The 25325-nt window shown below is 52.9% G+C and carries 23 protein-coding genes and 1 riboswitch; of the genes, 14 read left to right on the top strand and 9 right to left on the bottom strand.

Annotated elements, in window-relative coordinates:
- Window positions 1-58: 58 nt before the first annotated feature.
- From tuf to rpoC, 9 genes are all read left to right on the top strand, one after another.
- Window positions 59-1243, top strand: a complete 1185-nt coding sequence (gene tuf / locus HV229_RS23785) for an elongation factor Tu (RefSeq protein WP_003031109.1) — start codon at window positions 59-61, stop codon at window positions 1241-1243.
- A 230-nt stretch (window positions 1244-1473) separates the two neighbouring features.
- Window positions 1474-1857, top strand: a complete 384-nt coding sequence (gene secE / locus HV229_RS23780) for a preprotein translocase subunit SecE (protein WP_003033128.1) — start codon at window positions 1474-1476, stop codon at window positions 1855-1857.
- 1 nt (window position 1858) lies between these two features.
- Complete coding sequence (gene nusG / locus HV229_RS23775) at window positions 1859-2404, top strand: transcription termination/antitermination protein NusG (RefSeq protein ID WP_003033125.1); 546 nt, start codon at window positions 1859-1861, stop codon at window positions 2402-2404.
- Between the two features lie 155 nt (window positions 2405-2559).
- Complete coding sequence (gene rplK, locus HV229_RS23770) at window positions 2560-2988, top strand: 50S ribosomal protein L11 (RefSeq protein WP_003033122.1); 429 nt, start codon at window positions 2560-2562, stop codon at window positions 2986-2988.
- Window positions 2989-2991: 3 nt separating this feature from the next.
- A complete protein-coding gene (rplA, locus tag HV229_RS23765; protein WP_016155300.1) occupies window positions 2992-3699 on the top strand; it encodes a 50S ribosomal protein L1 in 708 nt (235 codons plus the stop codon).
- A gap of 358 nt (window positions 3700-4057) precedes the next feature.
- Entirely contained in the window at window positions 4058-4555 is a 498-nt protein-coding gene (gene rplJ / locus HV229_RS23760) for a 50S ribosomal protein L10 (protein ID WP_005132895.1), read from the top strand.
- Window positions 4556-4621: 66 nt separating this feature from the next.
- Window positions 4622-4987 (top strand): 50S ribosomal protein L7/L12, encoded by a 366-nt coding sequence (gene rplL, locus HV229_RS23755; protein WP_000028882.1) that lies wholly within the window; start codon window positions 4622-4624, stop codon window positions 4985-4987.
- Window positions 4988-5307: 320 nt separating this feature from the next.
- Window positions 5308-9336 carry a DNA-directed RNA polymerase subunit beta gene (rpoB, locus tag HV229_RS23750; protein WP_003033111.1) on the top strand — a complete coding sequence of 1343 codons (4029 nt, stop codon included), beginning with the start codon at window positions 5308-5310 and terminating at the stop codon, window positions 9334-9336.
- A gap of 76 nt (window positions 9337-9412) precedes the next feature.
- The gene (rpoC, locus tag HV229_RS23745) at window positions 9413-13636 is read left to right on the top strand and encodes a DNA-directed RNA polymerase subunit beta' (protein WP_016155301.1); all 4224 of its coding nucleotides are present in this window, start codon (window positions 9413-9415) and stop codon (window positions 13634-13636) included.
- A gap of 147 nt (window positions 13637-13783) precedes the next feature.
- Here rpoC and HV229_RS23740 read toward each other — a convergent pair whose 3' ends face one another.
- Together HV229_RS23740 and HV229_RS23735 are read right to left on the bottom strand one after the other, a co-directional pair.
- Entirely contained in the window at window positions 13784-14101 is a 318-nt protein-coding gene (locus HV229_RS23740; RefSeq protein ID WP_016155302.1) for a PTS lactose/cellobiose transporter subunit IIA, read from the bottom strand.
- Window positions 14102-14105: 4 nt separating this feature from the next.
- Window positions 14106-14411 (bottom strand): PTS sugar transporter subunit IIB, encoded by a 306-nt coding sequence (locus tag HV229_RS23735; RefSeq protein ID WP_016155303.1) that lies wholly within the window; start codon window positions 14409-14411, stop codon window positions 14106-14108.
- 1089 nt (window positions 14412-15500) lie between these two features.
- Between HV229_RS23735 and HV229_RS23730 the strand changes: the two genes are divergently transcribed.
- Window positions 15501-15713, top strand: a complete 213-nt coding sequence (locus HV229_RS23730) for an RNA chaperone/antiterminator CspA (RefSeq protein ID WP_016155304.1) — start codon at window positions 15501-15503, stop codon at window positions 15711-15713.
- 119 nt (window positions 15714-15832) lie between these two features.
- Here HV229_RS23730 and thiH read toward each other — a convergent pair whose 3' ends face one another.
- From thiH to HV229_RS23695, 7 genes are all read right to left on the bottom strand, one after another.
- On the bottom strand, window positions 15833-16966 hold the full coding sequence (gene thiH, locus HV229_RS23725; RefSeq protein ID WP_016157943.1) for a 2-iminoacetate synthase ThiH: 1134 nt from the start codon (window positions 16964-16966) through the stop codon (window positions 15833-15835).
- Window positions 16963-17733 (bottom strand): thiazole synthase, encoded by a 771-nt coding sequence (gene thiG, locus HV229_RS23720; RefSeq protein WP_169330446.1) that lies wholly within the window; start codon window positions 17731-17733, stop codon window positions 16963-16965. The genes thiH and thiG overlap by 4 nt, the downstream gene beginning before the upstream one ends.
- Before the next feature lies 1 nt (window position 17734).
- Window positions 17735-17935 carry a sulfur carrier protein ThiS gene (thiS, locus tag HV229_RS23715; RefSeq protein ID WP_016155307.1) on the bottom strand — a complete coding sequence of 67 codons (201 nt, stop codon included), beginning with the start codon at window positions 17933-17935 and terminating at the stop codon, window positions 17735-17737.
- On the bottom strand, window positions 17916-18674 hold the full coding sequence (locus HV229_RS23710) for a HesA/MoeB/ThiF family protein (RefSeq protein WP_103928819.1): 759 nt from the start codon (window positions 18672-18674) through the stop codon (window positions 17916-17918). The genes thiS and HV229_RS23710 overlap by 20 nt, the downstream gene beginning before the upstream one ends.
- A complete protein-coding gene (thiE, locus tag HV229_RS23705; protein WP_016157945.1) occupies window positions 18667-19302 on the bottom strand; it encodes a thiamine phosphate synthase in 636 nt (211 codons plus the stop codon). Before thiE ends, HV229_RS23710 begins: the two co-directional genes overlap by 8 nt.
- Window positions 19302-21200 (bottom strand): phosphomethylpyrimidine synthase ThiC, encoded by a 1899-nt coding sequence (gene thiC, locus HV229_RS23700; RefSeq protein WP_103284368.1) that lies wholly within the window; start codon window positions 21198-21200, stop codon window positions 19302-19304. The genes thiE and thiC overlap by 1 nt, the downstream gene beginning before the upstream one ends.
- A gap of 83 nt (window positions 21201-21283) precedes the next feature.
- Window positions 21284-21406: riboswitch (TPP riboswitch) on the bottom strand.
- Window positions 21407-21455: 49 nt separating this feature from the next.
- Complete coding sequence (locus tag HV229_RS23695; protein ID WP_016155311.1) at window positions 21456-21944, bottom strand: Rsd/AlgQ family anti-sigma factor; 489 nt, start codon at window positions 21942-21944, stop codon at window positions 21456-21458.
- A gap of 96 nt (window positions 21945-22040) precedes the next feature.
- On the opposite strand from HV229_RS23695, the gene nudC reads away from it, so the two are divergent.
- From nudC to HV229_RS23675, 4 genes are read left to right on the top strand one after another with little or no spacing between them, the layout of a single operon-like run.
- Window positions 22041-22814, top strand: a complete 774-nt coding sequence (nudC, locus tag HV229_RS23690) for an NAD(+) diphosphatase (protein ID WP_181546536.1) — start codon at window positions 22041-22043, stop codon at window positions 22812-22814.
- 43 nt (window positions 22815-22857) lie between these two features.
- On the top strand, window positions 22858-23922 hold the full coding sequence (gene hemE, locus HV229_RS23685; protein ID WP_181546534.1) for a uroporphyrinogen decarboxylase: 1065 nt from the start codon (window positions 22858-22860) through the stop codon (window positions 23920-23922).
- 9 nt (window positions 23923-23931) lie between these two features.
- Window positions 23932-24612: a deoxyribonuclease V gene (gene nfi, locus HV229_RS23680; protein WP_181546533.1), complete on the top strand. Its 681-nt coding sequence runs from the start codon at window positions 23932-23934 to the stop codon at window positions 24610-24612.
- Between the two features lie 33 nt (window positions 24613-24645).
- Window positions 24646-25236, top strand: coding sequence for a YjaG family protein (locus HV229_RS23675; RefSeq protein ID WP_003842015.1), 591 nt, complete (start codon window positions 24646-24648; stop codon window positions 25234-25236).
- The last annotated feature ends 89 nt before the right edge of the window (window positions 25237-25325 follow it).

Genomic DNA, 25325 nt, shown 5'->3' with positions numbered 1-25325 from the left:
TATGGCCTGGTTGATGTGGTGATATCACCGATTTATCCGTGTCTTAGAGGGACAATCGATGTCTAAAGAAAAATTTGAACGTACAAAACCGCACGTTAACGTCGGTACTATCGGCCACGTTGACCATGGTAAAACAACGCTGACCGCTGCAATCACTACCGTACTGGCTAAAACCTACGGCGGTGCTGCTCGTGCATTCGACCAGATCGATAACGCGCCGGAAGAAAAAGCTCGTGGTATCACCATCAACACTTCTCACGTTGAATATGACACCCCGACTCGCCACTACGCACACGTAGACTGCCCGGGCCACGCCGACTATGTTAAAAACATGATCACCGGTGCTGCGCAGATGGACGGCGCGATCCTGGTTGTTGCTGCGACTGACGGCCCGATGCCGCAGACTCGTGAGCACATCCTGCTGGGTCGTCAGGTAGGCGTTCCGTACATCATCGTGTTCCTGAACAAATGCGACATGGTTGATGACGAAGAGCTGCTGGAACTGGTAGAAATGGAAGTTCGTGAACTTCTGTCTCAGTACGATTTCCCGGGCGACGACACTCCGATCGTTCGTGGTTCTGCTCTGAAAGCGCTGGAAGGCGAAGCAGAGTGGGAAGCGAAAATCATCGAACTGGCTGGCTTCCTGGATTCTTACATCCCGGAACCAGAGCGTGCTATTGACAAGCCGTTCCTGCTGCCTATCGAAGACGTATTCTCCATCTCCGGTCGTGGTACCGTTGTTACCGGTCGTGTAGAGCGCGGTATCATCAAAGTTGGTGAAGAAGTTGAAATCGTTGGTATCAAAGAGACTGCTAAGTCTACCTGTACTGGCGTTGAAATGTTCCGCAAACTGCTGGACGAAGGCCGTGCTGGTGAGAACGTTGGTGTTCTGCTGCGTGGTATCAAACGTGAAGAAATCGAACGTGGTCAGGTACTGGCTAAGCCGGGCTCTATCAAGCCGCACACCAAGTTCGAATCTGAAGTGTACATTCTGTCCAAAGACGAAGGCGGCCGTCATACTCCGTTCTTCAAAGGCTACCGTCCGCAGTTCTACTTCCGTACTACTGACGTGACTGGTACCATCGAACTGCCGGAAGGCGTTGAGATGGTAATGCCGGGCGACAACATCAAAATGGTTGTTACCCTGATCCACCCAATCGCGATGGACGACGGTCTGCGTTTCGCAATCCGTGAAGGTGGCCGTACTGTTGGTGCGGGCGTTGTTGCCAAAGTAATGAGCTAATTGCCGAATAACATTTGACGCAATGCGCAATAAAAGGGCATCATTTGATGCCCTTTTTGCACGCTTTCACACCAGAACCTGGCTCATCAGTGATTTTATTTGTCATAATCATTGCTGAGACAGGCTCTGAAGAGGGCGTTTAGTCCGAAACGCACCAGAGCATTTCGGTTTGGATCGCCTCGCTTACGCGGGGTGAAAATGTTTGTAGAATACTTCTGACAGGTTGGTTTATGAGTGCGAATACCGAAGCTCAAGGAAGCGGGCGCGGCCTGGAAGCGATGAAGTGGGTTGTTGTCGCTGTATTGCTGCTTGTAGCTATCGTTGGCAACTACCTCTATCGTGACATGATGCTGCCGCTGCGTGCGCTGGCCGTAGTGATTCTGATTGCCGCAGCGGGTGGTGTCGCGCTGTTGACAACAAAAGGTAAAGCGACCGTTGCTTTTGCCCGTGAAGCGAGAACCGAAGTCCGTAAGGTCATTTGGCCAACTCGCCAGGAAACATTGCACACCACATTAATTGTGGCTGCGGTTACCGCAGTAATGTCACTGATCCTGTGGGGACTGGATGGTATTCTGGTTCGCCTGGTATCCTTTATCACTGGCCTGAGGTTCTAAGATGTCTGAAGCCCCTAAAAAGCGCTGGTACGTCGTTCAGGCGTTTTCCGGTTTTGAAGGCCGCGTAGCTACATCGCTGCGCGAATATATCAAGTTACAAAATATGGAAGAGCTGTTTGGCGAAGTCATGGTGCCGACCGAAGAAGTGGTCGAAATCCGTGGCGGTCAGCGTCGCAAGAGCGAACGTAAATTCTTCCCGGGCTATGTATTGGTCCAGATGGTGATGAATGACGCAAGCTGGCACCTGGTGCGCAGCGTGCCGCGTGTGATGGGCTTTATCGGCGGTACATCTGACCGTCCGGCGCCGATCAGCGACAAAGAAGTTGATGCGATCATGAACCGTCTGCAGCAGGTTGGCGACAAGCCGCGTCCGAAAACGATGTTTGAGCCAGGTGAAATGGTTCGCGTTAGCGACGGTCCGTTCGCTGACTTTAACGGCGTGGTTGAAGAAGTGGACTACGAGAAGTCTCGTCTGAAAGTTTCCGTATCTATCTTCGGTCGTGCGACTCCAGTTGAACTGGACTTCGCTCAGGTTGAAAAAGCCTAACACCCCGATCAAAAAAGCGACGATTTAATCGTTGCACAAGGCGCGAGATTGGAATACAATTTCGCGCCTTTTGTTTTTATGGATCCTATCCGTAAAACGAATTTAATCACGGGGAGCCTCCTTGAGGCGTTATAACCCAACTAGAGGAATTTAGAATGGCTAAGAAAGTCCAAGCCTATGTCAAGCTGCAGGTTGCAGCTGGTATGGCTAACCCGAGTCCGCCGGTAGGTCCTGCACTGGGTCAACAAGGCGTGAACATCATGGAATTCTGCAAAGCGTTCAACGCTAAAACTGATTCCATGGAAAAAGGTCTGCCAATCCCGGTTGTTATCACCGTTTACGCTGACCGTTCTTTCACTTTCGTTACCAAAACGCCTCCGGCAGCAGTTCTGCTGAAGAAAGCGGCTGGTATCAAGTCTGGTTCCGGCAAGCCGAACAAAGACAAAGTGGGTAAAATTTCCCGCGCTCAGCTGCAGGAAATCGCGCAGACCAAAGCTGCCGACATGACTGGTTCCGACATTGAAGCGATGACTCGCTCCATTGAAGGTACTGCACGTTCCATGGGCCTGGTAGTGGAGGACTAAGAAATGGCTAAACTGACCAAGCGCATGTCCGTGATCCGTGACAAAGTTGATGCTACTAAGCAGTATGACATCAACGAAGCTATCGCTCTGCTGAAAGAGCTGGCCACTGCTAAATTCGTAGAAAGCGTGGACGTTGCTGTTAACCTCGGCATCGATGCTCGTAAATCTGACCAGAACGTACGTGGTGCAACTGTACTGCCGCACGGTACTGGCCGTTCCGTTCGCGTAGCCGTATTTACCCAAGGTGCAAACGCTGAAGCTGCTAAAGCTGCAGGCGCTGAGCTGGTAGGTATGGAAGATCTGGCTGAACAGATCAAGAAAGGCGAAATGAACTTTGACGTTGTTATTGCTTCCCCGGATGCAATGCGCGTTGTTGGCCAGCTGGGTCAGGTTCTGGGTCCGCGCGGCCTGATGCCAAACCCGAAAGTTGGTACTGTAACTCCTAACGTTGCTGAAGCTGTTAAGAATGCTAAAGCTGGTCAGGTTCGTTACCGTAACGACAAAAACGGCATCATCCACACCACCATCGGTAAAGTGGATTTTGACGCTGACAAACTGAAAGAAAACCTGGAAGCTCTGCTGGTTGCGCTGAAAAAAGCAAAACCGACTCAGGCAAAAGGCGTGTACATCAAGAAAGTTAGCATCTCCACCACCATGGGTGCTGGCGTTGCCGTTGATCAGTCCGGTCTGACTGCGACTGTGGCGAACTAATATTCGCCTTTACGTGGGCGGTGATTTTGTCTACAATCTTACCCCCACGTATTCTGCTAATTGCAGACGTATATCTGAGATATTCAGGCTGTGGCAAGGCAGTCAACGCCACTACAGATTGAATAGCGACAGATAGAAAAGATTTGTTCGTTGGAGCCTGGCCTAATCCAGGCCTCCGTCGAAGACCGCAGGTGTTTCGTAAGAAACTTAATGCCCTGCGTAGACGGTGACAGAACGCTAAGATTATTTCTGATACTCTGGCTTGTTTCTGCTCACCGTATTTAGACGCTCTCTCCGTTGGGGGGAGTGAAGTGAGTTCCGGAACATGAGTTCCGGCAAACATCCAGGAGCAAAGCTAATGGCTTTAAATCTTCAAGACAAACAAGCGATTGTTGCTGAAGTCAGCGAAGTAGCCAAAGGCGCGCTGTCTGCAGTAGTTGCGGATTCCCGTGGCGTAACTGTAGATAAAATGACTGAACTGCGTAAAGCAGGTCGTGAAGCTGGCGTATACATGCGTGTTGTTCGTAACACCCTGCTGCGCCGCGTCGTTGAAGGTACTCAGTTCGAGTGCCTGAAAGACACGTTTGTTGGTCCGACCCTGATTGCATACTCTATGGAACACCCGGGCGCTGCTGCTCGTCTGTTCAAAGAGTTCGCGAAAGCGAATGCAAAATTTGAGGTCAAAGCCGCAGCCTTTGAAGGTGAGTTGATTACGGCATCGAATATCGATCGCCTGGCAACTCTGCCGACCTACGAAGAAGCAATTGCACGCCTGATGGCAACCATGAAAGAAGCTTCGGCTGGCAAACTGGTTCGTACTCTGGCTGCTGTACGCGATGCGAAAGAAGCTGCTTAATCGCAGTTATCTTTGTAAAGCATCTGCTTACGTATAAACTTATTCTGATTTTCAGGAACAATTTAAATGTCTATCACTAAAGATCAAATCATTGAAGCAGTATCCGCTATGTCCGTAATGGACGTTGTAGAACTGATTTCTGCAATGGAAGAAAAATTCGGTGTTTCTGCTGCTGCTGCTGTAGCTGTAGCTGCTGGCCCGGCTGAAGCTGCTGAAGAAAAAACTGAATTCGACGTAATTCTGAAAGCTGCAGGCGCTAACAAAGTTGCTGTTATCAAAGCAGTACGTGGCGCAACTGGCCTGGGTCTGAAAGAAGCTAAAGACCTGGTAGAATCTGCACCGGCTGCGCTGAAAGAAGGCGTGAGCAAAGACGACGCAGAAGCACTGAAAAAATCTCTGGAAGAAGCTGGCGCTGAAGTTGAAGTTAAATAAGCCAACTTTTCTGGTTGCAGCCTAAGAAATTAGGCTGATGGCTGGTGACTTTTTAGTCACCAGCCTTTTTGCGCTGTAAGGCGCCAGTAGCATTTCACACTGTTTGACTACTGCTGTGCCTTTCAATGCTTGTTTCTATCGACGTCTTAATATACTGCGACAGAACGTCAGTTCTGTGTAAATCGCAATGAAATGGTTTAAGCGTGATAGCAACAGGCATTGCGGAAAGTATTCGATTTTCCGGTCAACAAAATAGTGTTGCACAAACTGTCCCTTCGTCGGACAGATGGGTCGACTTGTCAGCGAGCTGAGGAACCCTAATGGTTTACTCCTATACCGAGAAAAAACGTATTCGTAAGGATTTTGGTAAACGTCCGCAAGTGTTGGACATACCTTATCTCCTTTCTATCCAGCTTGACTCGTTTCAGAAGTTCATCGAGCAAGATCCTGAAGGGCAGTATGGTCTGGAAGCAGCTTTCCGTTCCGTTTTCCCGATTCAGAGCTACAGCGGTAATTCCGAGTTGCAATACGTCAGCTACCGCCTTGGCGAACCGGTGTTTGACGTTCAGGAATGTCAGATCCGTGGCGTGACCTATTCCGCACCGCTGCGCGTAAAACTGCGCCTGGTGATCTACGAGCGCGAAGCGCCGGAAGGCACCGTAAAAGACATTAAAGAACAAGAAGTCTACATGGGCGAAATTCCGCTCATGACAGATAACGGTACCTTTGTTATCAACGGTACTGAGCGTGTTATCGTTTCTCAGCTGCACCGTAGTCCTGGCGTCTTCTTTGACTCCGACAAAGGTAAAACCCACTCTTCGGGTAAAGTGCTGTATAACGCGCGTATCATCCCTTACCGTGGTTCCTGGCTGGACTTCGAATTCGATCCGAAGGACAACCTGTTCGTACGTATTGACCGTCGCCGTAAACTGCCTGCGACCATTATTCTGCGTGCACTGAACTACACCACTGAGCAGATCCTTGACCTGTTCTTTGAGAAAGTTGTTTTCGAAATTCGTGACAACAAGCTGCAGATGGAACTGGTGCCGGAACGCCTGCGTGGTGAAACCGCCTCCTTTGACATCGAAGCTAACGGCAAAGTCTACGTCGAAAAAGGCCGTCGCATCACTGCGCGCCACATTCGCCAGCTGGAAAAAGACGATATCAAACATATCGAAGTTCCGGTTGAATACATTGCTGGTAAAGTTGCGGCTAAAGACTACGTTGACGAATCTACTGGCGAGCTGATCTGCGCAGCTAACATGGAGCTGAGTCTGGATCTGCTGGCTAAGCTGAGCCAGTCTGGCCACAAGCGTATCGAAACGCTGTTCACCAACGATCTGGACCACGGTCCGTACATTTCTGAAACTGTACGTGTCGACCCAACCAACGATCGTCTGAGCGCGCTGGTAGAAATCTACCGCATGATGCGCCCTGGTGAGCCGCCGACGCGTGAAGCTGCTGAAAGCCTGTTCGAGAACCTGTTCTTCTCCGAAGACCGCTATGACCTGTCTGCGGTTGGTCGTATGAAGTTCAACCGTTCTCTGCTGCGCGACGAAATCGAAGGTTCCGGTATCCTGAGCAAAGATGACATCATCGAAGTGATGAAGAAGCTCATCGATATCCGTAACGGTAAAGGCGAAGTCGATGATATCGACCACCTCGGTAACCGTCGTATCCGTTCCGTAGGCGAAATGGCGGAAAACCAGTTCCGCGTTGGCCTGGTACGTGTTGAGCGTGCGGTGAAAGAGCGTCTGTCTCTGGGCGATCTGGATACCCTGATGCCTCAGGATATGATCAACGCTAAGCCAATTTCTGCAGCAGTGAAAGAGTTCTTTGGTTCCAGCCAACTGTCTCAGTTTATGGACCAGAACAACCCGCTGTCTGAGATTACGCACAAACGTCGTATCTCTGCACTCGGCCCAGGCGGTTTGACCCGTGAACGCGCAGGCTTCGAAGTTCGAGACGTACACCCGACTCACTACGGTCGCGTATGTCCAATCGAAACGCCTGAAGGTCCGAACATCGGTCTGATCAACTCCTTGTCTGTGTACGCACAGACTAACGAATACGGCTTCCTCGAGACTCCGTACCGTAAAGTGACCGACGGTGTTGTAACTGACGAAATTCATTACCTGTCTGCTATCGAAGAAGGCAACTACGTTATCGCTCAGGCGAACTCCAACCTGGATGACGAAGGCCACTTTGTAGAAGATCTGGTTACCTGCCGTAGCAAAGGCGAATCCAGCTTGTTCAGCCGTGACCAGGTTGACTACATGGACGTATCCACCCAGCAGGTGGTATCCGTCGGTGCGTCCCTGATCCCGTTCCTGGAACACGATGACGCCAACCGTGCATTGATGGGTGCGAACATGCAACGTCAGGCGGTTCCGACTCTGCGCGCTGATAAGCCGCTGGTTGGTACCGGTATGGAACGTGCTGTTGCCGTCGACTCCGGTGTTACCGCGGTTGCTAAACGTGGCGGTACTGTCCAGTACGTGGATGCTTCCCGTATCGTTATCAAAGTTAACGAAGACGAGATGTACCCGGGCGAAGCAGGTATCGACATTTATAACCTGACCAAATACACCCGTTCTAACCAGAACACCTGTATCAACCAGATGCCTTGCGTATCTCTGGGCGAGCCGGTTGAACGTGGTGATGTGCTGGCAGACGGTCCGTCCACCGACCTCGGTGAACTGGCGCTCGGTCAGAACATGCGCGTGGCATTCATGCCATGGAATGGTTACAACTTCGAAGACTCCATCCTCGTATCTGAGCGTGTTGTCCAGGAAGACCGTTTCACCACCATCCACATTCAGGAACTGGCATGTGTGTCCCGTGACACCAAGCTGGGGCCGGAAGAGATCACCGCTGACATCCCGAACGTGGGTGAAGCTGCGCTCTCCAAACTGGATGAATCCGGTATCGTTTATATCGGCGCGGAAGTAACCGGTGGCGACATTCTGGTTGGTAAGGTAACGCCGAAAGGTGAAACCCAGCTGACGCCAGAAGAGAAGCTGCTGCGTGCGATCTTCGGTGAGAAAGCGTCTGACGTTAAAGACTCTTCTCTGCGCGTGCCAAACGGTGTTTCCGGTACGATTATCGACGTTCAGGTCTTTACTCGCGATGGCGTAGAAAAAGACAAACGTGCGCTGGAAATCGAAGAGATGCAGCTGAAGCAGGCGAAAAAAGACCTGTCTGAAGAACTGCAGATCCTCGAAGCTGGCCTGTTCAGCCGTATCTACGCTGTGCTGGTTTCCGGTGGTGTTGAAGCTGAAAAACTCGACAAACTGCCGCGCGATCGCTGGTTAGAACTCGGCCTGACCGACGAAGAGAAACAAAATCAGCTGGAACAACTGGCTGAGCAGTACGACGAACTGAAACACGAGTTCGAGAAAAAACTTGAAGCGAAACGCCGTAAAATCACTCAGGGCGACGATCTGGCACCGGGCGTGCTGAAGATTGTTAAGGTTTATCTGGCGGTTAAACGTCGGATCCAGCCTGGTGATAAGATGGCAGGTCGTCACGGTAACAAGGGTGTAATCTCTAAGATCAACCCGATCGAAGATATGCCACACGATGCTAACGGTACGCCGGTAGATATCGTGCTGAACCCGCTGGGCGTACCATCGCGTATGAACATCGGTCAGATCCTTGAAACCCACCTGGGTATGGCTGCGAAAGGTATCGGCGATAAGATCAACGCCATGCTGAAACAGCAGCAGGAAGTCGCGAAACTGCGCGAATTCATCCAGCGTGCTTACGATCTGGGTTCAGATGTTCGTCAGAAAGTTGACCTGAATACCTTCAGCGATGAAGAAGTTCTGCGTCTGGCTGAAAACCTGAAAAAAGGTATGCCGATCGCAACGCCGGTGTTCGACGGTGCGAAAGAGTCTGAAATCAAGGAACTGTTACAGCTGGGTGGCCTGCCGACTTCCGGTCAGATCACACTGTTCGACGGTCGTACCGGTGAGCAGTTCGAGCGCCAGGTTACCGTTGGCTACATGTACATGCTGAAACTGAACCACCTGGTTGATGACAAGATGCATGCGCGTTCTACCGGTTCTTACAGCCTGGTTACTCAGCAGCCGCTGGGTGGTAAGGCTCAGTTCGGTGGTCAGCGCTTCGGGGAGATGGAAGTGTGGGCGCTTGAAGCATACGGCGCGGCATACACCCTGCAGGAAATGCTCACCGTTAAGTCTGATGACGTGAACGGTCGTACTAAGATGTATAAAAACATCGTGGACGGCAACCATCAGATGGAACCAGGCATGCCGGAATCCTTCAACGTACTGTTGAAAGAGATTCGTTCGCTGGGTATCAACATCGAGCTGGAAGACGAGTAACTCTCGATCAAACAGGTCACTGGTGCTGGCGTAACAGCCAGCGCCAGATTGTGCTAACTCCGACGGGAGCAAATCCGTGAAAGATTTATTAAAGTTTCTGAAAGCGCAGACTAAAACCGAAGAGTTTGATGCGATCAAAATTGCTCTGGCCTCGCCAGACATGATCCGTTCATGGTCTTTCGGTGAAGTTAAGAAGCCGGAAACCATCAACTACCGTACGTTCAAACCTGAACGTGACGGCCTTTTCTGCGCCCGTATCTTTGGGCCGGTAAAAGACTATGAGTGCCTGTGCGGTAAGTACAAGCGCCTGAAACACCGCGGTGTGATCTGTGAGAAGTGCGGCGTTGAAGTGACCCAAACTAAAGTACGCCGTGAGCGTATGGGCCACATCGAGCTGGCGTCTCCGACCGCTCACATCTGGTTCCTGAAATCTCTGCCGTCCCGTATCGGTCTGCTGCTCGATATGCCGCTGCGCGATATCGAACGCGTACTGTACTTCGAATCTTATGTGGTTATCGAAGGCGGTATGACTAACTTGGAACGTCAACAGATCCTGACTGAAGAGCAGTATCTGGACGCGCTGGAAGAGTTCGGTGACGAATTCGACGCGAAGATGGGTGCGGAAGCAATCCAGGCCCTGCTGAAGAGCATGGATCTGGAGCAAGAGTGCGAAACTCTGCGCGAAGAGCTGAACGAAACCAACTCCGAAACCAAGCGTAAGAAGCTGACCAAACGTATCAAACTGCTGGAAGCATTCGTACAGTCTGGCAACAAGCCAGAGTGGATGATCCTGACTGTTCTGCCGGTTCTGCCGCCAGATCTGCGTCCGCTGGTTCCGCTGGATGGTGGTCGTTTCGCAACATCGGATCTGAACGATCTGTACCGTCGCGTGATCAACCGTAACAACCGTCTGAAACGTCTGCTGGATCTGGCTGCGCCGGACATCATCGTACGTAACGAAAAACGTATGCTGCAGGAAGCGGTTGACGCCCTGCTGGATAACGGTCGCCGCGGTCGTGCGATCACCGGTTCTAACAAACGTCCTCTGAAATCTTTGGCCGATATGATCAAAGGTAAACAGGGTCGTTTCCGTCAGAACCTGCTCGGTAAGCGTGTTGACTACTCCGGTCGTTCTGTAATCACCGTAGGTCCATACCTGCGTCTGCATCAGTGCGGTCTGCCGAAGAAAATGGCACTGGAACTGTTCAAACCGTTCATTTACGGCAAGCTGGAACTGCGTGGCCTGGCCACCACCATCAAAGCCGCTAAGAAAATGGTTGAGCGTGAAGAAGCTGTCGTTTGGGATATCCTGGACGAAGTTATCCGCGAACACCCGGTATTGCTGAACCGTGCACCAACCCTGCACCGTCTGGGTATCCAGGCATTTGAACCGGTACTGATCGAAGGTAAAGCTATCCAGCTGCACCCGCTGGTTTGTGCGGCATATAACGCCGACTTCGATGGTGACCAGATGGCTGTTCACGTACCGCTGACGCTGGAAGCCCAGCTCGAAGCGCGTGCGCTGATGATGTCTACCAACAACATCCTGTCTCCGGCGAACGGCGAACCTATCATCGTTCCGTCTCAGGACGTTGTATTGGGTCTGTACTACATGACCCGTGACTGTGTTAACGCCAAAGGCGAAGGCATGGTGCTGACTGGCCCGAAAGAAGCTGAGCGTATCTATCGCGCAGGTCTGGCCTCTCTGCATGCGCGCGTTAAAGTGCGTATCACTGAATACGAAAAAGATGAAAACGGCGAATTCGTTGCGCACACCAGCCTGAAAGACACGACCGTTGGTCGCGCCATTCTGTGGATGATCGTACCGAAAGGTCTGCCTTTCTCCATCGTCAACCAGGCGCTGGGCAAGAAAGCAATCTCCAAAATGCTGAACACCTGTTACCGCATTCTGGGCCTGAAGCCGACCGTTATCTTCGCTGACCAGACAATGTACACCGGCTTTGCTTATGCAGCGCGTTCAGGTGCATCTGTTGGTATTGATGACATGGTCATCCCAGAGAAGAAACACGAGATCATCTCTGAAGCGGAAGCTGAAGTTGCTGAGATCCAGGAGCAGTTCCAGTCTGGTCTGGTAACCGCGGGCGAACGCTATAACAAAGTTATCGATATCTGGGCTGCGGCGAACGATCGTGTATCCAAAGCGATGATGGATAACCTGCAAACCGAAACCGTGATTAACCGTGACGGCGTAGAAGAGCAGCAGGTTTCCTTCAACAGCATCTACATGATGGCCGACTCCGGTGCGCGTGGTTCTGCAGCACAGATTCGTCAGCTGGCTGGTATGCGTGGTCTGATGGCTAAGCCAGATGGCTCCATCATCGAAACGCCAATCACCGCGAACTTCCGTGAAGGTCTGAACGTACTCCAGTACTTCATCTCTACTCACGGTGCTCGTAAAGGTCTGGCGGATACCGCACTGAAAACAGCGAACTCCGGTTATCTGACCCGTCGTCTGGTTGACGTCGCGCAGGACTTGGTTGTTACTGAAGACGATTGCGGCACGCTGGAAGGCATCACCATGACCCCGGTTATCGAGGGTGGTGACGTTAAAGAACCGCTGCGCGATCGCGTTCTGGGTCGTGTGACTGCTGAAGATGTTCTGAAGCCGGGTACGGCGGATATTCTGGTTCCACGCAACACGCTGCTGCACGAACAGTGGTGTGACCTGCTGGAAGAGAACTCCGTTGACTCCGTTAAAGTCCGTTCCGTTGTATCCTGTGACACCGACTTTGGTGTATGTGCGCACTGCTACGGTCGTGACCTGGCGCGTGGCCACATCATCAATAAAGGTGAAGCAATCGGCGTTATCGCGGCACAGTCCATCGGTGAACCGGGTACACAGCTGACGATGCGTACGTTCCACATCGGTGGTGCGGCATCTCGTGCGGCTGCTGAATCCAGCATCCAGGTGAAAAATAAAGGTAGCATCCGTCTAAGCAATGCGAAGTCGGTTGTTAACTCCAGCGGTAAACTGGTTATCACCTCACGTAACACCGAACTGAAACTGATCGACGAATTCGGCCGTACCAAAGAAAGCTATAAAGTGCCTTACGGCTCCGTTATGGCGAAAGGTGATGGCGAACAGGTTGCTGGCGGCGAAACCGTAGCGAACTGGGATCCGCACACCATGCCGGTTATCACCGAAGTGAGTGGTTTCGTCCGCTTCACTGACATGATCGACGGCCAGACCATTACTCGTCAGACCGACGAGCTGACCGGTCTGTCTTCTCTGGTGGTTCTGGATTCTGCAGAACGTACTGCGGGTGGTAAAGACCTGCGTCCGGCACTGAAAATTGTTGATGCTCAGGGCAACGACGTTCTGATCCCAGGCACCGATATGCCTGCTCAGTACTTCCTGCCGGGTAAAGCGATTGTTCAGCTGGAAGATGGCGTACAGATCAGTTCTGGTGACACCCTGGCGCGTGTTCCGCAGGAATCCGGCGGTACCAAGGATATTACCGGTGGTCTGCCGCGCGTTGCGGACCTGTTCGAAGCACGTCGTCCGAAAGAGCCGGCAATCCTGGCTGAAATCAGCGGCATCATTTCCTTCGGTAAAGAAACCAAAGGTAAACGTCGTCTGGTTATCACCCCGGTAGACGGTAGCGAGCCGTACGAAGAGATGATTCCGAAATGGCGTCAGCTCAACGTGTTCGAAGGTGAACGTGTAGAACGTGGTGACGTTGTTTCCGACGGTCCGGAAGCGCCGCACGACATCCTGCGTCTGCGTGGTGTGCATGCTGTAACCCGTTATATCGTTAACGAAGTTCAGGACGTATACCGTCTGCAGGGCGTTAAGATTAACGATAAGCACATCGAAGTTATCGTTCGTCAGATGCTGCGTAAAGCCACCATCGAAAGCGCTGGTAGCTCCGACTTCCTGGAAGGCGAGCAGGTTGAATACTCCCGCGTCAAGATTGCTAACCGCGATCTGGAAGCGAACGGCAAAGTGGGTGCAACATTCTCCCGCGATCTGCTGGGTATCACCAAAGCGTCTCTGGCAACCGAGTCCTTCATCTCTGCAGCATCGTTCCAGGAAACCACGCGTGTCCTGACCGAAGCCGCTGTTGCAGGTAAACGTGATGAACTGCGCGGTCTGAAAGAGAACGTTATCGTGGGTCGTCTGATCCCGGCGGGTACCGGTTATGCGTACCACCAGGATCGTATGCGCCGCCGCGCAGCGGGCGAACTGCCAGCTGCTCCGCAGGTGACTGCTGAAGATGCGTCTGCCAGCCTGGCAGAACTGCTGAACGCAGGCCTGGGCGGTTCTGACAACGATTAATCGTTGCTGACGCTAATAAAAAACCCGCTTCGGCGGGTTTTTTTATGTCGATGGATTTAAGATGTATTATGTTGGCCGGATAAGGCAGCAGCTGCCATCCTGCATGATGACGCCAGGCTTATGAGGCCTACGGCTTACGCCATCCGATCAGTTTACTGGCGGTAAGCGTCGATACAGTTCAATCATATCGCCTGCCAGATCCTGAATCACCATGGCATTCATCAGGTGGTCCTGCGAATGGACGGTGATGAGATTAACCGGTAGTTTGCCAGTGCCTTCGTCAATTCCGATCAGCTGGGTTTGGATTTTATGCGCTTGTTTAACATACTCGCGTGATTCCATCATCGCGTGTTCTGCCCCGGCGAAATCACCTTTACGCGCCAGTTGCAACGCCGTCAGGGCTTGACTGCGCGCAGCTCCGGCGTTTACCAATAATTCCATGATGATCGTTTCTAACTCTTCCATGCCATCACTCCAGTAGTTTCAGCGCTTTGTCCAGTACCGCATCGCCTTTCATCATGCCGTAATCCATCATATCGATAACGGCGACTTTTTTTCCTAGCGGGTCGGCGAGCGCCTGCAGCTTGGCCTGTTCATACTTAACCTGTGGGCCGAGCAATACGATATCCGCAGTGGCGATATTCTCTTCAAACTCAGCCACTGGGACCGCTTTGATAGTGACGTCGACTCCTTTTTTCTGGGCGGCATCTTTCATCTTTTGCACCAGCATGCTGGTGGACATTCCGGCGGCACAACATAAAACGATGTTTTTCATAAGCAGTCTCGATCAACATGTGTGGGTTGATAATTATCGCGAGCCAGCCGCAGCAACAACTGCTTTGCAACGATTGTGTGCAAAGCATCACAAAGAAAGTCACTTTTTCTGAAACCGGTTACAAAAAGAGGCTCAACCCTACGATCTGGCCCTGATTTGGCTATTGTTGACCCATTTATCATATGCAGGAATATATAATCACTGTTAATAAAGACATGTTATAAAAAACAGTATTGACAGCGTTTTTTAAACCCGTATGTTAATACTTAACAGCGGAGAAATTGTAGTTTGCTGTTAACGTAGTAAGTGTTAGTAGAGCTTGATTGGGGGTTGCGATAAAGGCCACGAAGTATTTTTGTATGGGATAGTCGATGCTGAAAACGCTATTTATTCACCTCGACAATGCTTTCAGGCCACGTAGTTGATATATCTAATCGCAAATAGTTAGTAAAACGCGACGATGTAACGCCATGATTTAATAGTAAATGTTTGCGGTTTCTGTTTTCTGGTTATCGCAAGGGAAATAAGGCAACGCATCAAAGAGTATATGTCGCGAGGGGAAGTGTACTTGTTTAGGTCACCAGCCTTGAGTTCTATTATCAAGCGGGTGGAATGTGTTTAACGGTAAATAGAGGACGGTTTTAGTTAGTATCAATATCCAATATTATCTGTAGTAAACGTGTACATTTTAAAGTAGTACCATCAGCAGTATTAAATCGTTAAGTTTATTAATGTTAAATTTGAAGTGTGTAGTAACTTAAAGCCCTGACTGCAATGGTCAGGGCTTTTGTTCATTTTAGATCAAGTTGTTACCTGAAATGCTCAACCGCGATGGTGTAACATTTCGGCGCTAATCGATTATTAAATAAATTAATGCTTGCTTATTGATTAGAAGTAAGTCTACTATAGCGACATCGGTTTGATACACAGACCTTATGAAAGCAGTTTTAGTAAAGCAGTTCTCAGTTCAAGCGTTATCCTCAGATACTCTTCTTCATGAGCCTCCTCCCTAAGTGCCCCATAAGTTAATTTCTGCAAAACAGGCCATCTTCGCTGCTTAAGCGGCTCAAAATATGAAAGGAAGTATCTATGTCTAACAAAATGACTGGTTTAGTAAAATGGTTTAACTCTGAGAAAGGCTTCGGCTTTATCACTCCTCAGGACGGTAGCAAGGACGTGTTTGTGCATTTCTCTGCTATCCAGAGTAACGATTTTAAAACATTAGACGAAGGTCAAAAAGTGGAGTTCTCTGTGGAGAATGGCGCTAAAGGCCCGTCTGCTGTTAACGTTGTCGCGCTGTAATCGCCGATAATTTCACTAATGCTTACGATAGCGATGAAGGCCAGAGCCTGAGCAGTTAAGTGACAGTGAAGAAAAACCCGCGAAAGCGGGTTTTTTCGTTTTATGCGATTGCTCCGGACTTACGGCATCTGCGAAGCGCGTCCCAGATAGCTGTCCCAGTCCTTCCACACGGGCTGTAACCCTTGCGCCATTAGTGCTTCAGCAACGGCTTCTGGGCGACGGGCGTCGTGTGGGGAGAACTGTTCCAGTTCAGGATGGTTATCGGCATAACCGCCGGGCTGTGTTTTTGAGAAGGCGCTGACGTTGTTGATCGCCAGCGGGATCACATGATCACGGAACCATGGCGATTCGCGGGTGGAGAGCGACAGCTCAATTTCTGGCGCCAGTAAACGAAACGCGCAAATGGTTTGGACCAACTGTCGCTCGTCCATGATCGATGCGGGTTCAACGCCACCGGTGCATGGGCGCAGGCGAGGGAAGGAGATGGAGTAGCGGCTCTGCCAGTAATGCTGCTGCATCCACAGCAGATGTTCAGCTACCATATAGCAATCGACCCGCCAGCTGTCGGACAAACCAATCAACGCGCCAAGACCGATTTTGTCGATCCCTGCGCGGCCCAGCCTGTCCGGCGTTTCCAGTCGCCAGAAGAAATCCTGCTTTTTCCCCTTCAGATGGTGGCGAGCGTAAATCGCCTCATGATAGCTCTCCTGATACACCATCACGCCATCCAGTCCCAGCGTCTTCAGCTCCGCATATTCAGCCTCTGACAGCGGCTGAACTTCCATCTGCAATGAGGCAAACTGGCGGCGAATGGTGGGCAAATGGCGACGAAAGTAATCCATTCCGACTTTTGCCTGATGTTCACCGGTGACCAACAACAGATGCTCAAAACCCAGCTCACGGATAGCGGTACACTCTCGTTTTATCTCATCTTCGTCCAGCGTTTTGCGTTTGATACGGTTGCTCATGGAAAAGCCGCAGTAGGTGCAGTCGTTGGCGCAAAGATTCGAGAGATACAGCGGAACATAAAAGCTGACCGTGTTGCCGAAGCGCTGCCGGGTCAGGCGCTGCGCTCGCTGTGCCAACGGCTCCAGAAAGTCGGCGGCGGCAGGGGAGAGCAACGCCATCAGATCGTCGCGACTAAGCTGTGAAGCGTTGAGGGCGTGCTCCACGTCAGCGGCGGTTTTACCGTTGATACGCAGGCGGATGTCATCCCAGTCAAGCTGGCGCCAGCGGTCGCTGAACGTTTTCATACGAAGGCCTCCAGGAATCCGGTTAACGGGCTGGTGGCGCTTGCCTGCGAACTTTTGCTTCCTGGTACCGCCTGGCGCGCCAGAAGGCCCGCTTCAACCGCCAGACGGAAGGCGGTAGCCATCGTGACCGGGCAGTCGGCCACGGCGATTGCCGTGTTGACCAGCACTGCGTCGGCACCCATTTCCAGCGCCTGTGTGGCGTGGCTGGGGACGCCAATACCCGCATCAACCACCACCGGTACGGTTGCCTGTTGGATAATAATCTCCAGCATCGCTTTCGTTTCCAGTCCCTGATTAGAACCGATGGGCGCGCCGAGCGGCATTACCGCCGCGCAGCCGACCTCTTCCAGCCGCTTACACAGCACCGGATCCGCGCCGCAGTAGGGCAGCACCACAAAGCCCAGTTTCACCAATGCTTCCGCAGCTTTTAACGTTTCAATCGGATCCGGCAATAGCCAGCGGGCGTCCGGGTGAATTTCTAATTTTAGCCAGTTTGTGCCCAGCGCTTCACGTGCCAGTTGGGCGGCGAAAATAGCCTCTTCCGCGGTTTTCGCCCCGGAGGTGTTAGGCAGTAGCGTCACCCCCGCCTCGATAAGTGGGGCCAGAATGGCATCGTTGTGCTGGCGCAAATCCACGCGCTTCATCGCCAGCGTCACCAGTTGGCTGCCGGAGGCGCGAATCGCCTCGACCATCAGCTGCGACGAAGCAAATTTTCCGGTGCCGGTGAACAGATGTGAATCAAACGTTTTGTCGGCAATACGTAACATATCAACCCCCTGCAATAACCTGAAAAAGCAGGATCTGGTCGCCTTCCTGCACGATTTGCTGCTCCCACTGCTCGCGCGGCAGGATCTGCTGATTGAGCGCCAGCGCCGCTCCCGGTTTAAGTTGATTTAGCGCAGTGAGCAGCCCGCTGACGGTTTGTCCCTCGGCGCACTGCATCGGCTCATCATTGAACTGAATCTGCATGTTGTCCTCCGCATACCGGGCAGCCGCTGGCACGACGCAGCGCGAGGCTGCGCCACTGGCTGGTTTTACCGTCGAACAGGCGTAGCTCCCCACTGGGAGTTTCAATGCCACTGAGTAATTTAATCGCCTCCAGCGCCTGCAAGGTGCCCATCACGCCCACAACCGGGCCGACGATGCCGGCGGTGCGGCAGTTGCGTTCCGGCTCTACATCATCCGGCCACAGGCAACGGTAACAGCCTTGTTCCCACGGTGGCGTCAGTACCATTAGCTGGCCGCCAAAGCCCACAGCGCTGGCGGTGATGAGCGGAGTGTTGAGCATCACGCAGGCGGCGTTAATTTCCTGGCGCGTCGCCATGTTGTCGGTACAGTCGAGCACCACGTCGGCACGCGCTACCGCATGCCGGAGCGCCTCACCGGTCAGCCGCTGCTCAAGGACGACCAGCTCGCTGTCTGGATTAAGGCGTGCCAGATGTCGCTTTGCCGCCTGTGCTTTCGGCCGGGCGATATCATCGGTGGTGAACAATATTTGCCGTTGCAGGTTGCTCAGATGAACGTCATCATCGTCCGCCAACGTCAGCGTGCCGACGCCCGCTCCCGCCAGATACAGTGCCGCAGGCGAGCCGAGCCCACCTAAACCGACGATCAACACATGGCTATCGAGCAGCTTTTGTTGGCCCTCAATGGCAATGTCGCCGAGCAGGATCTGGCGGCTGTAGCGCATAAAATCGCGGTCATTCATCGCCGGCTCCCGCAATGTCCAATAGCTGCGCCGTGGCTGCTTGCCAGTCTGCGGCGTGGGTTATGGCGCTGACCACGGCAATGCTGCCAACGCCGGTCGCCAGCACCGCTGGGGCGCGCTCAAGGCTGATGCCGCCGATAGCGACAGTGGGGTAATCCGCCAGTCGTTTACTATGGCTTGCCAGCTGCGTGAGACCCTGCGGGGCCGACGGCATCTGCTTGGTTTGCGTCGGGAAGACATGACCCAGCGCGATATAGGAAGGCTTAGCAGCCAGCGCTACGTCTATCTCCATATCATCGTGAGTGGAAACACCCAGGCGTAGCCCCGCCGCCTGAATCGCCTTCAGGTCGGTGGTTTCGAGGTCTTCCTGGCCCAAATGCACGCCGTACGCGTTGTGCTTAATTGCCAGACTCCAGTAATCGTTGATAAACAGGCGAGCATCATAGCGACGCCCCAGCTCTATGGCGGCAATGACGTCGGCTTCGACCTCTTCATCACGTTTATCTTTAATGCGCAGTTGGATCGTGCGCACACCTGCCTGCAGCAAGCGTTCAATCCATTCAACGCTGTCTACCACCGGGTACAGCCCGAGGCGGAACGGCACGGTCGGGAAATCAGGCTGGTACATCACGCCTCCTCTTTTTTGAGGTAGATTTCGCCGCCTTTGGCGCGGAAGTTCTCCGACATATCCGCCATTCCGATTTCAATGGTTTGTGCGGCGGCGTAGTCGCGGACCTCCTGGCTGATTTTCATCGAGCAGAACTTCGGCCCGCACATGGAGCAGAAGTGGGCAACCTTGCCGGACTCCTGTGGCAGGGTTTCATCGTGATAGGCGCGGGCGGTGAATGGGTCGAGTGCGAGGTTAAACTGGTCTTCCCAGCGGAATTCGAAGCGCGCTTTCGACATGGCGTTATCGCGGATCTGCGCTCCCGGATGGCCTTTGGCTAAATCAGCGGCGTGGGCGGCAATCTTGTAGGTAATCAGCCCTTGCTTCACGTCTTCTTTGTTCGGCAGGCCAAGGTGCTCTTTTGGCGTGACGTAGCACAGCATCGCACAGCCAAACCAACCGATCATCGCCGCACCAATGCCGGAGGTGAAGTGGTCATAGCCCGGCGCGATATCTGTCGTCAACGGCCCTAAGGTGTAGAACGGCGCTTCATGGCAGTGCTCCAGCTCTTCGGTCATATTGCGCTGGATCATATGCATCGGCACATGACCCGGGCCTTCAATCATCACCTGCACGTCGTATTCCCAGGCGATTTTGGTCAGTTCGCCCAGCGTATGCAGCTCGGAGAACTGCGCCTCGTCGTTGGCATCCTGAATCGAGCCTGGACGCAGGCCGTCGCCGAGAGAGAGCGAAACGTCATAGGCGGCACAGATTTCGCAAATCTCGCGGAAATGTTCAAACAGGAAGTTCTCTTTGTGATGAGAGAGACACCATTTCGCCATGATCGAACCGCCGCGCGAGACAATACCTGTCAGGCGTTTGGCGGTCATCGGCACGTAGCGCAGCAGTACGCCCGCGTGAATGGTGAAGTAGTCGACGCCCTGTTCGGCTTGTTCGAGCAGCGTGTCGCGGAAGGCTTCCCAGGTGAGATCTTCGGCGATCCCGTTAACCTTCTCCAGCGCTTGGTAGATCGGCACGGTACCGATCGGCACCGGGCTGTTACGCAGGATCCACTCGCGGGTTTCGTGAATATAGCGGCCGGTAGAGAGGTCCATCACCGTATCTGCGCCCCAGCGGGTTGACCACACCAGCTTCTCCACCTCTTCTTCAATGGAGGAGGTTACCGCCGAGTTACCGATGTTGGCGTTCACCTTCACCAGGAAGTTGCGGCCGATGATCATCGGCTCGGATTCCGGGTGGTTGATGTTGGCAGGAATAATCGCGCGGCCCGCAGCGACTTCATCACGCACGAATTCCGGGGTGATGTTTTCCGGCAGGCGAGCGCCAAAGTTCATCCCTGGATGCTGATGGCGCAGCACTTCACTACGAATGCGCTCGCGGCCCATGTTTTCACGGATGGCGATAAATTCCATCTCCGGGGTAACCATCCCCTGACGGGCATAGTGCAACTGGGTAACGCGCTTGCCGGCTTTGGCGCGTTTTGGCGTCAGCAGGCCGCTGAAACGCAGCTCGTCCAGGCCATCGTCGGCCAGACGTTGTTTGGTATAAGCGGAGCTACGGTCGTCTAATTCTTCGCTATCATTACGCGCCGCAATCCACGGCTGGCGCAGTTTCGCCAGACCCTGCTGAACGTTAATCGTCACATCAGGATCGCCGTACGGCCCGGAGGTGTCGTACACCGGCACGGCTTCGTTCTCTTCAAACTGCGGGTTGTCTTTCGTACCACCAATCAGCGTAGGACTTAGCTGGATTTCGCGCATCGGGATGCGAATATCCGCCTGCGAACCGGTGATGTAGATACGTTTTGAGTTAGGAAAGGCGGTACCTTCCAGCGTGTCGATAAAGTGTTGGGCTTGGGCGCGCTGTTCGCGGCGTGATGGTTTAGTAGTGGCAGACATAGCTCATTCCAAATAAAAGTAAGGATATGGCTTGTCAGACGACGGATGAAGCAAGAGAGACGAACGCCAAAGGGCGATACGGTTGTAGATTGACTCTTGTTCCCTTCGCAGGTTTTAACCTGATCAGGTTCCGCGGATCCCGAATTAACGGTCTCAGCCTTTTCCACTCATGCTGCTGTGGAAAATAAGCACTCCGACAAGAAGTAACCTCAAAAAGAGGTAATGAATGTAAATTACGCGTTAATGTCGCAAATCTCAAGCAGGACGTTTGATCATGCCACTCTCGTGCATCGCATCAAAAACCAGCATGATCAGCTTATCTTCCAACACGAACCGGGCTTCTAGCGCCTCGCCGATATCCGATAAGGCCTGTTGAAATTCAAGGAAGTTATCGTGATCAATGGCGGTCTCCAGACTGGAATCATAGTAGTCCATGATCAGTTGCGTATTGGCTTCCAGGAGCGGCCAAATTTTTGTGGCTTTTAAAAGCTGCCCGTTCCCTTCCAATTTATGGAGAATACGTTCATAAATACTGAAGTGTCCGGTGGAAAGGTAATCGACCAGGCTCTGGCAAAAATCATCCAGCGCCTTTTCATTGAGCCGCATGTACGATTCTTTGCCTGGCTTAATGCCAACCAGATTGTAGTAAGCCACGAGCAGGTGCTTACGTACATGTAGCCAGCGATCAACCAGTTTGTTACTTCCTCCGACGTGCTCCGTCAGGCTTTCCAGCTGGTTTAGCATGATTGACTCCGCAAGATGGTGTTTAGGAACGGCTCACCCGTAAATGTAAAAATAATGTAAACAACATGCCTGTGAAGCAAAGGTTGCGCAAGAGATATGGATCGTATAATTGAAAAATTAGATAGCGGCTGGTGGATTGTCAGTCATGAGCAAAAGTTATGGTTGCCTCATGGCGAACTGCCTTACGGCGACGCAGCAAGTTTTGATCTGACTGGGCAGCGTGCACTTCCTATAGGCGAATGGGAAGGGGAGACGGTCTGGCTGGTGCAGCAGCAGCGTCGGCACGATATGGGGTCTGTGCGCCAGGTCATTGACCAGGATGTTGGCCTGTTTCAACTGGCCGGACGCGGTGTACAACTGGCCGAGTTCTACCGCTCACATAAATTCTGCGGTTACTGCGGTCATCCCATGCACCCGAGTAAAACGGAATGGGCGATGCTGTGTAGCCACTGTCGAGAACGCTACTACCCGCAAATTGCCCCCTGCATTATCGTCGCTATTCGCCGTGACGACGCTATCCTGCTTGCCCAACATGTTCGCCATCGTAACGGCGTGCATACCGTGCTGGCGGGTTTTGTCGAAGTGGGCGAGACCCTCGAGCAGGCGGTGGCGCGCGAAGTCATGGAAGAGAGCGGCATTAAGGTGAAAAACCTGCGCTACGTCACTTCTCAGTCGTGGCCGTTCCCACAGTCTTTGATGACCGCATTTATGGCAGAGTATGATAGCGGCGAAATTGTTATTGACCCGAAAGAACTGCTGGAAGCGAACTGGTATCGCTACGACGATTTACCGCTCCTGCCCCCGCCGGGCACCGTCGCGCGTCGATTGATTGAAGATACTGTCGCCCTCTGTCGGGCAGAGTATGAGTGACACACATGTTACACTGGCGTGAAATAGCTCAAGGAATGGAAAAATGACCGAACTGAAGAACGATCGTTATCTGCGTGCGCTGCTGCGCCAGCCCGTTGATGTCACTCCGGTATGGATGATGCGCCAGGCGGGCCGCTATCTACCGGAATATAAAGCCACGCGCGCTGAAGCGGGCGATTTTATGGCGCTGTGCAAAAATGCCGAGCTGGCCTGCGAAGTCACGCTGCAGCCGCTGCGTCGCTATAAGCTTGATGCGGCGATCCTCTTTTCGGATATCCTGACGATTCCCGATGCGATGGGACTTGGGCTGTATTTTGAAGCCGGAGAGGGCCCACGCTTTACCTCACCGATCGTCAGCAAAGCTGACGTCGACAAACTGCCGATCCCGGACCCGGAAGAGGGACTGGGTTATGTGATGAATGCGGTGCGCACTATCCGCCGTGAACTGAAAGGCGAAGTGCCGCTGATCGGCTTCTCCGGTAGCCCGTGGACACTGGCGACCTATATGGTCGAAGGCGGCAGTAGTAAGGCCTTCACCGTGATTAAAAAGATGATGTACGCCGATCCAAAGGCGCTGCATCTGCTGCTTGATAAGCTGGCGAAGAGCGTCACTCTGTACCTGAACGCGCAGATCAAAGCGGGCGCGCAGTCGGTAATGATTTTCGACACCTGGGGCGGTGTGCTGACCGGTCGCGACTATCAGCAGTTCTCCCTGTACTACATGCACAAAATCGTCGACGGCCTGATGCGCGAGAACGAAGGTCGTCGCGTACCGGTGACGCTGTTCACTAAAGGCGGTGGTCAGTGGCTGGAAGCGATGGCGGAAACCGGCTGTGATGCGTTAGGTCTGGACTGGACCACTGACATTGCCGATGCGCGTCGTCGTGTAGGTCATAAAGTGGCACTGCAGGGCAATATGGATCCGTCCATGCTGTATGCGCCGCCAGCCCGCATCGAAGAAGAGGTGGCGACGATTCTGGCCGGTTTTGGTCAGGGTGAAGGCCATGTCTTTAACCTGGGCCACGGCATTCATCAGGATGTCCCACCAGAGCATGCGGGTGTCTTTGTGGAGGCGGTACATCGGTTGTCTGAACAGTACCACCGCTAAGGAGTCATTATGGATCTTGCGTCATTACGCGCGCAGCAGCTTGAACTGGCCTCTTCAGTGATCCGCGAGGATCGCCTGAGGAACGATCCGCCGGATCTGATCGGCGGGGCGGATGTTGGGTTCGAGCAGGGGGGCGAAGTGACGCGAGCCGCGGTGGTCTTACTGAAGTACCCCTCGCTGGAACTGGTTGAATACACGGTGGCGCGAATCGCCACCACCATGCCCTACATTCCTGGCTTTCTCTCCTTTCGCGAAACACCTGCGCTGATGGCTGCCTGGCAGCAGCTTTCGCACAAGCCTGATCTGCTGTTCGTTGACGGTCACGGGATCTCTCACCCTCGCCGTCTGGGCGTGGCCAGCCATTTTGGCCTGCTGGTGGATGTCCCGACGATTGGCGTGGCGAAAAAACGGTTGTGCGGCAAGTTTGAGCCGCTCGCCGCCGAACCCGGAGCGTTAGCGCCGTTGTTGGATAAAGGCGAACAGCTGGCATGGGTTTGGCGCAGCAAAGCACGCTGTAACCCGCTGTTTATCTCTACGGGTCATCGCGTGAGCCAGGACAGCGCGTTAGCGTGGGTACAACGCTGTATGAACGGCTATCGTCTGCCGGAACCAACACGCTGGGCAGATGCGGTGGCATCCGAACGCCCTGCTTTTACGCGGCTTGCAGCAAAAACGCCCCATATCGGGTAAACTGCCGCTAATTTCCGTATTTGAGAACTCATCATGTTACAAAATCCGATTCACCTGCGTCTGGAGAAGCTGGAAAGCTGGCAGCACGTCACGTTTATGGCCTGTCTGTGCGAACGCATGTACCCCAACTACGCCATGTTCTGTAAGCAAACCGAATTTGGCGATGGACAAATTTACCGCCGAATTCTGGATTTGATTTGGGAAGCGCTGACGGTTAAAGACGCGAAAATCAATTTCGATAGCCAGTTGGAAAAATTTGAAGAGGCTATTCCTTCAGCAGACGATTACGATTTGTACGGCGTTTATCCGGCGATTGATGCCTGTGTGGCATTAAGCGAACTGATGCATTCGCGTCTTAGCGGTGAAACGCTGGAACATGCAATTGAGGTTAGTAAGGCTTCGATTACGACGGTTGCGATGCTGGAAATGACCCAGGCTGGTCGCGAAATGACCGATGAAGAGCTCAAAGAGAACCCGGCCGTTGAGCAAGAATGGGATATTCAGTGGGAAATTTTCCGACTTTTAGCCGACTGTGAAGAACGCGATATTGAGCTGATAAAAGGGCTTCGTGCAGACCTGCGCGAGGCTGGCGAGAGCAATATTGGTATAAATTTTCAGCAATGACACCATAAAACGTGATTTAACGCCTGATTTGTCGTGCCTGAAGGCTTCCCATCCGCCCCCGGTCTGGTCTACATTTGGGGGGCGAAAAA

Origin of the sequence: Citrobacter sp. RHBSTW-00524 (assembly GCF_013747755.1) — a bacterium.
Classification (GTDB): domain Bacteria; phylum Pseudomonadota; class Gammaproteobacteria; order Enterobacterales; family Enterobacteriaceae; genus Citrobacter; species Citrobacter braakii.
This window is presented reverse-complemented; position numbering and strand designations above follow the sequence as displayed.

Excerpts from the sequence above, each read along its gene's own strand:
- thiH (WP_016157943.1), bottom strand. The coding sequence starts at position 16,966 with ATGAAAACGTTCAGCGACCGCTGGCGCCAGCTTGACTGGGATGACATC.
- rplA (WP_016155300.1), top strand. The coding sequence starts at position 2,992 with ATGGCTAAACTGACCAAGCGCATGTCCGTGATCCGTGACAAAGTTGAT.
- thiE (WP_016157945.1), bottom strand. The coding sequence starts at position 19,302 with ATGTACCAGCCTGATTTCCCGACCGTGCCGTTCCGCCTCGGGCTGTAC.
- rplK (WP_003033122.1), top strand. The coding sequence starts at position 2,560 with ATGGCTAAGAAAGTCCAAGCCTATGTCAAGCTGCAGGTTGCAGCTGGT.
- nudC (WP_181546536.1), top strand. The coding sequence starts at position 22,041 with ATGGATCGTATAATTGAAAAATTAGATAGCGGCTGGTGGATTGTCAGT.
- HV229_RS23740 (WP_016155302.1), bottom strand. The coding sequence starts at position 14,101 with ATGGAAGAGTTAGAAACGATCATCATGGAATTATTGGTAAACGCCGGA.
- rplJ (WP_005132895.1), top strand. The coding sequence starts at position 4,058 with ATGGCTTTAAATCTTCAAGACAAACAAGCGATTGTTGCTGAAGTCAGC.
- tuf (WP_003031109.1), top strand. The coding sequence starts at position 59 with ATGTCTAAAGAAAAATTTGAACGTACAAAACCGCACGTTAACGTCGGT.
- thiC (WP_103284368.1), bottom strand. The coding sequence starts at position 21,200 with ATGTCTGCCACTACTAAACCATCACGCCGCGAACAGCGCGCCCAAGCC.
- rpoB (WP_003033111.1), top strand. The coding sequence starts at position 5,308 with ATGGTTTACTCCTATACCGAGAAAAAACGTATTCGTAAGGATTTTGGT.
- HV229_RS23735 (WP_016155303.1), bottom strand. The coding sequence starts at position 14,411 with ATGAAAAACATCGTTTTATGTTGTGCCGCCGGAATGTCCACCAGCATG.
- HV229_RS23675 (WP_003842015.1), top strand. The coding sequence starts at position 24,646 with ATGTTACAAAATCCGATTCACCTGCGTCTGGAGAAGCTGGAAAGCTGG.
- HV229_RS23710 (WP_103928819.1), bottom strand. The coding sequence starts at position 18,674 with ATGAATGACCGCGATTTTATGCGCTACAGCCGCCAGATCCTGCTCGGC.
- HV229_RS23695 (WP_016155311.1), bottom strand. The coding sequence starts at position 21,944 with ATGCTAAACCAGCTGGAAAGCCTGACGGAGCACGTCGGAGGAAGTAAC.
- nusG (WP_003033125.1), top strand. The coding sequence starts at position 1,859 with ATGTCTGAAGCCCCTAAAAAGCGCTGGTACGTCGTTCAGGCGTTTTCC.
- rplL (WP_000028882.1), top strand. The coding sequence starts at position 4,622 with ATGTCTATCACTAAAGATCAAATCATTGAAGCAGTATCCGCTATGTCC.
- thiG (WP_169330446.1), bottom strand. The coding sequence starts at position 17,733 with ATGTTACGTATTGCCGACAAAACGTTTGATTCACATCTGTTCACCGGC.
- hemE (WP_181546534.1), top strand. The coding sequence starts at position 22,858 with ATGACCGAACTGAAGAACGATCGTTATCTGCGTGCGCTGCTGCGCCAG.
- thiS (WP_016155307.1), bottom strand. The coding sequence starts at position 17,935 with ATGCAGATTCAGTTCAATGATGAGCCGATGCAGTGCGCCGAGGGACAA.
- HV229_RS23730 (WP_016155304.1), top strand. The coding sequence starts at position 15,501 with ATGTCTAACAAAATGACTGGTTTAGTAAAATGGTTTAACTCTGAGAAA.
- secE (WP_003033128.1), top strand. The coding sequence starts at position 1,474 with ATGAGTGCGAATACCGAAGCTCAAGGAAGCGGGCGCGGCCTGGAAGCG.
- nfi (WP_181546533.1), top strand. The coding sequence starts at position 23,932 with ATGGATCTTGCGTCATTACGCGCGCAGCAGCTTGAACTGGCCTCTTCA.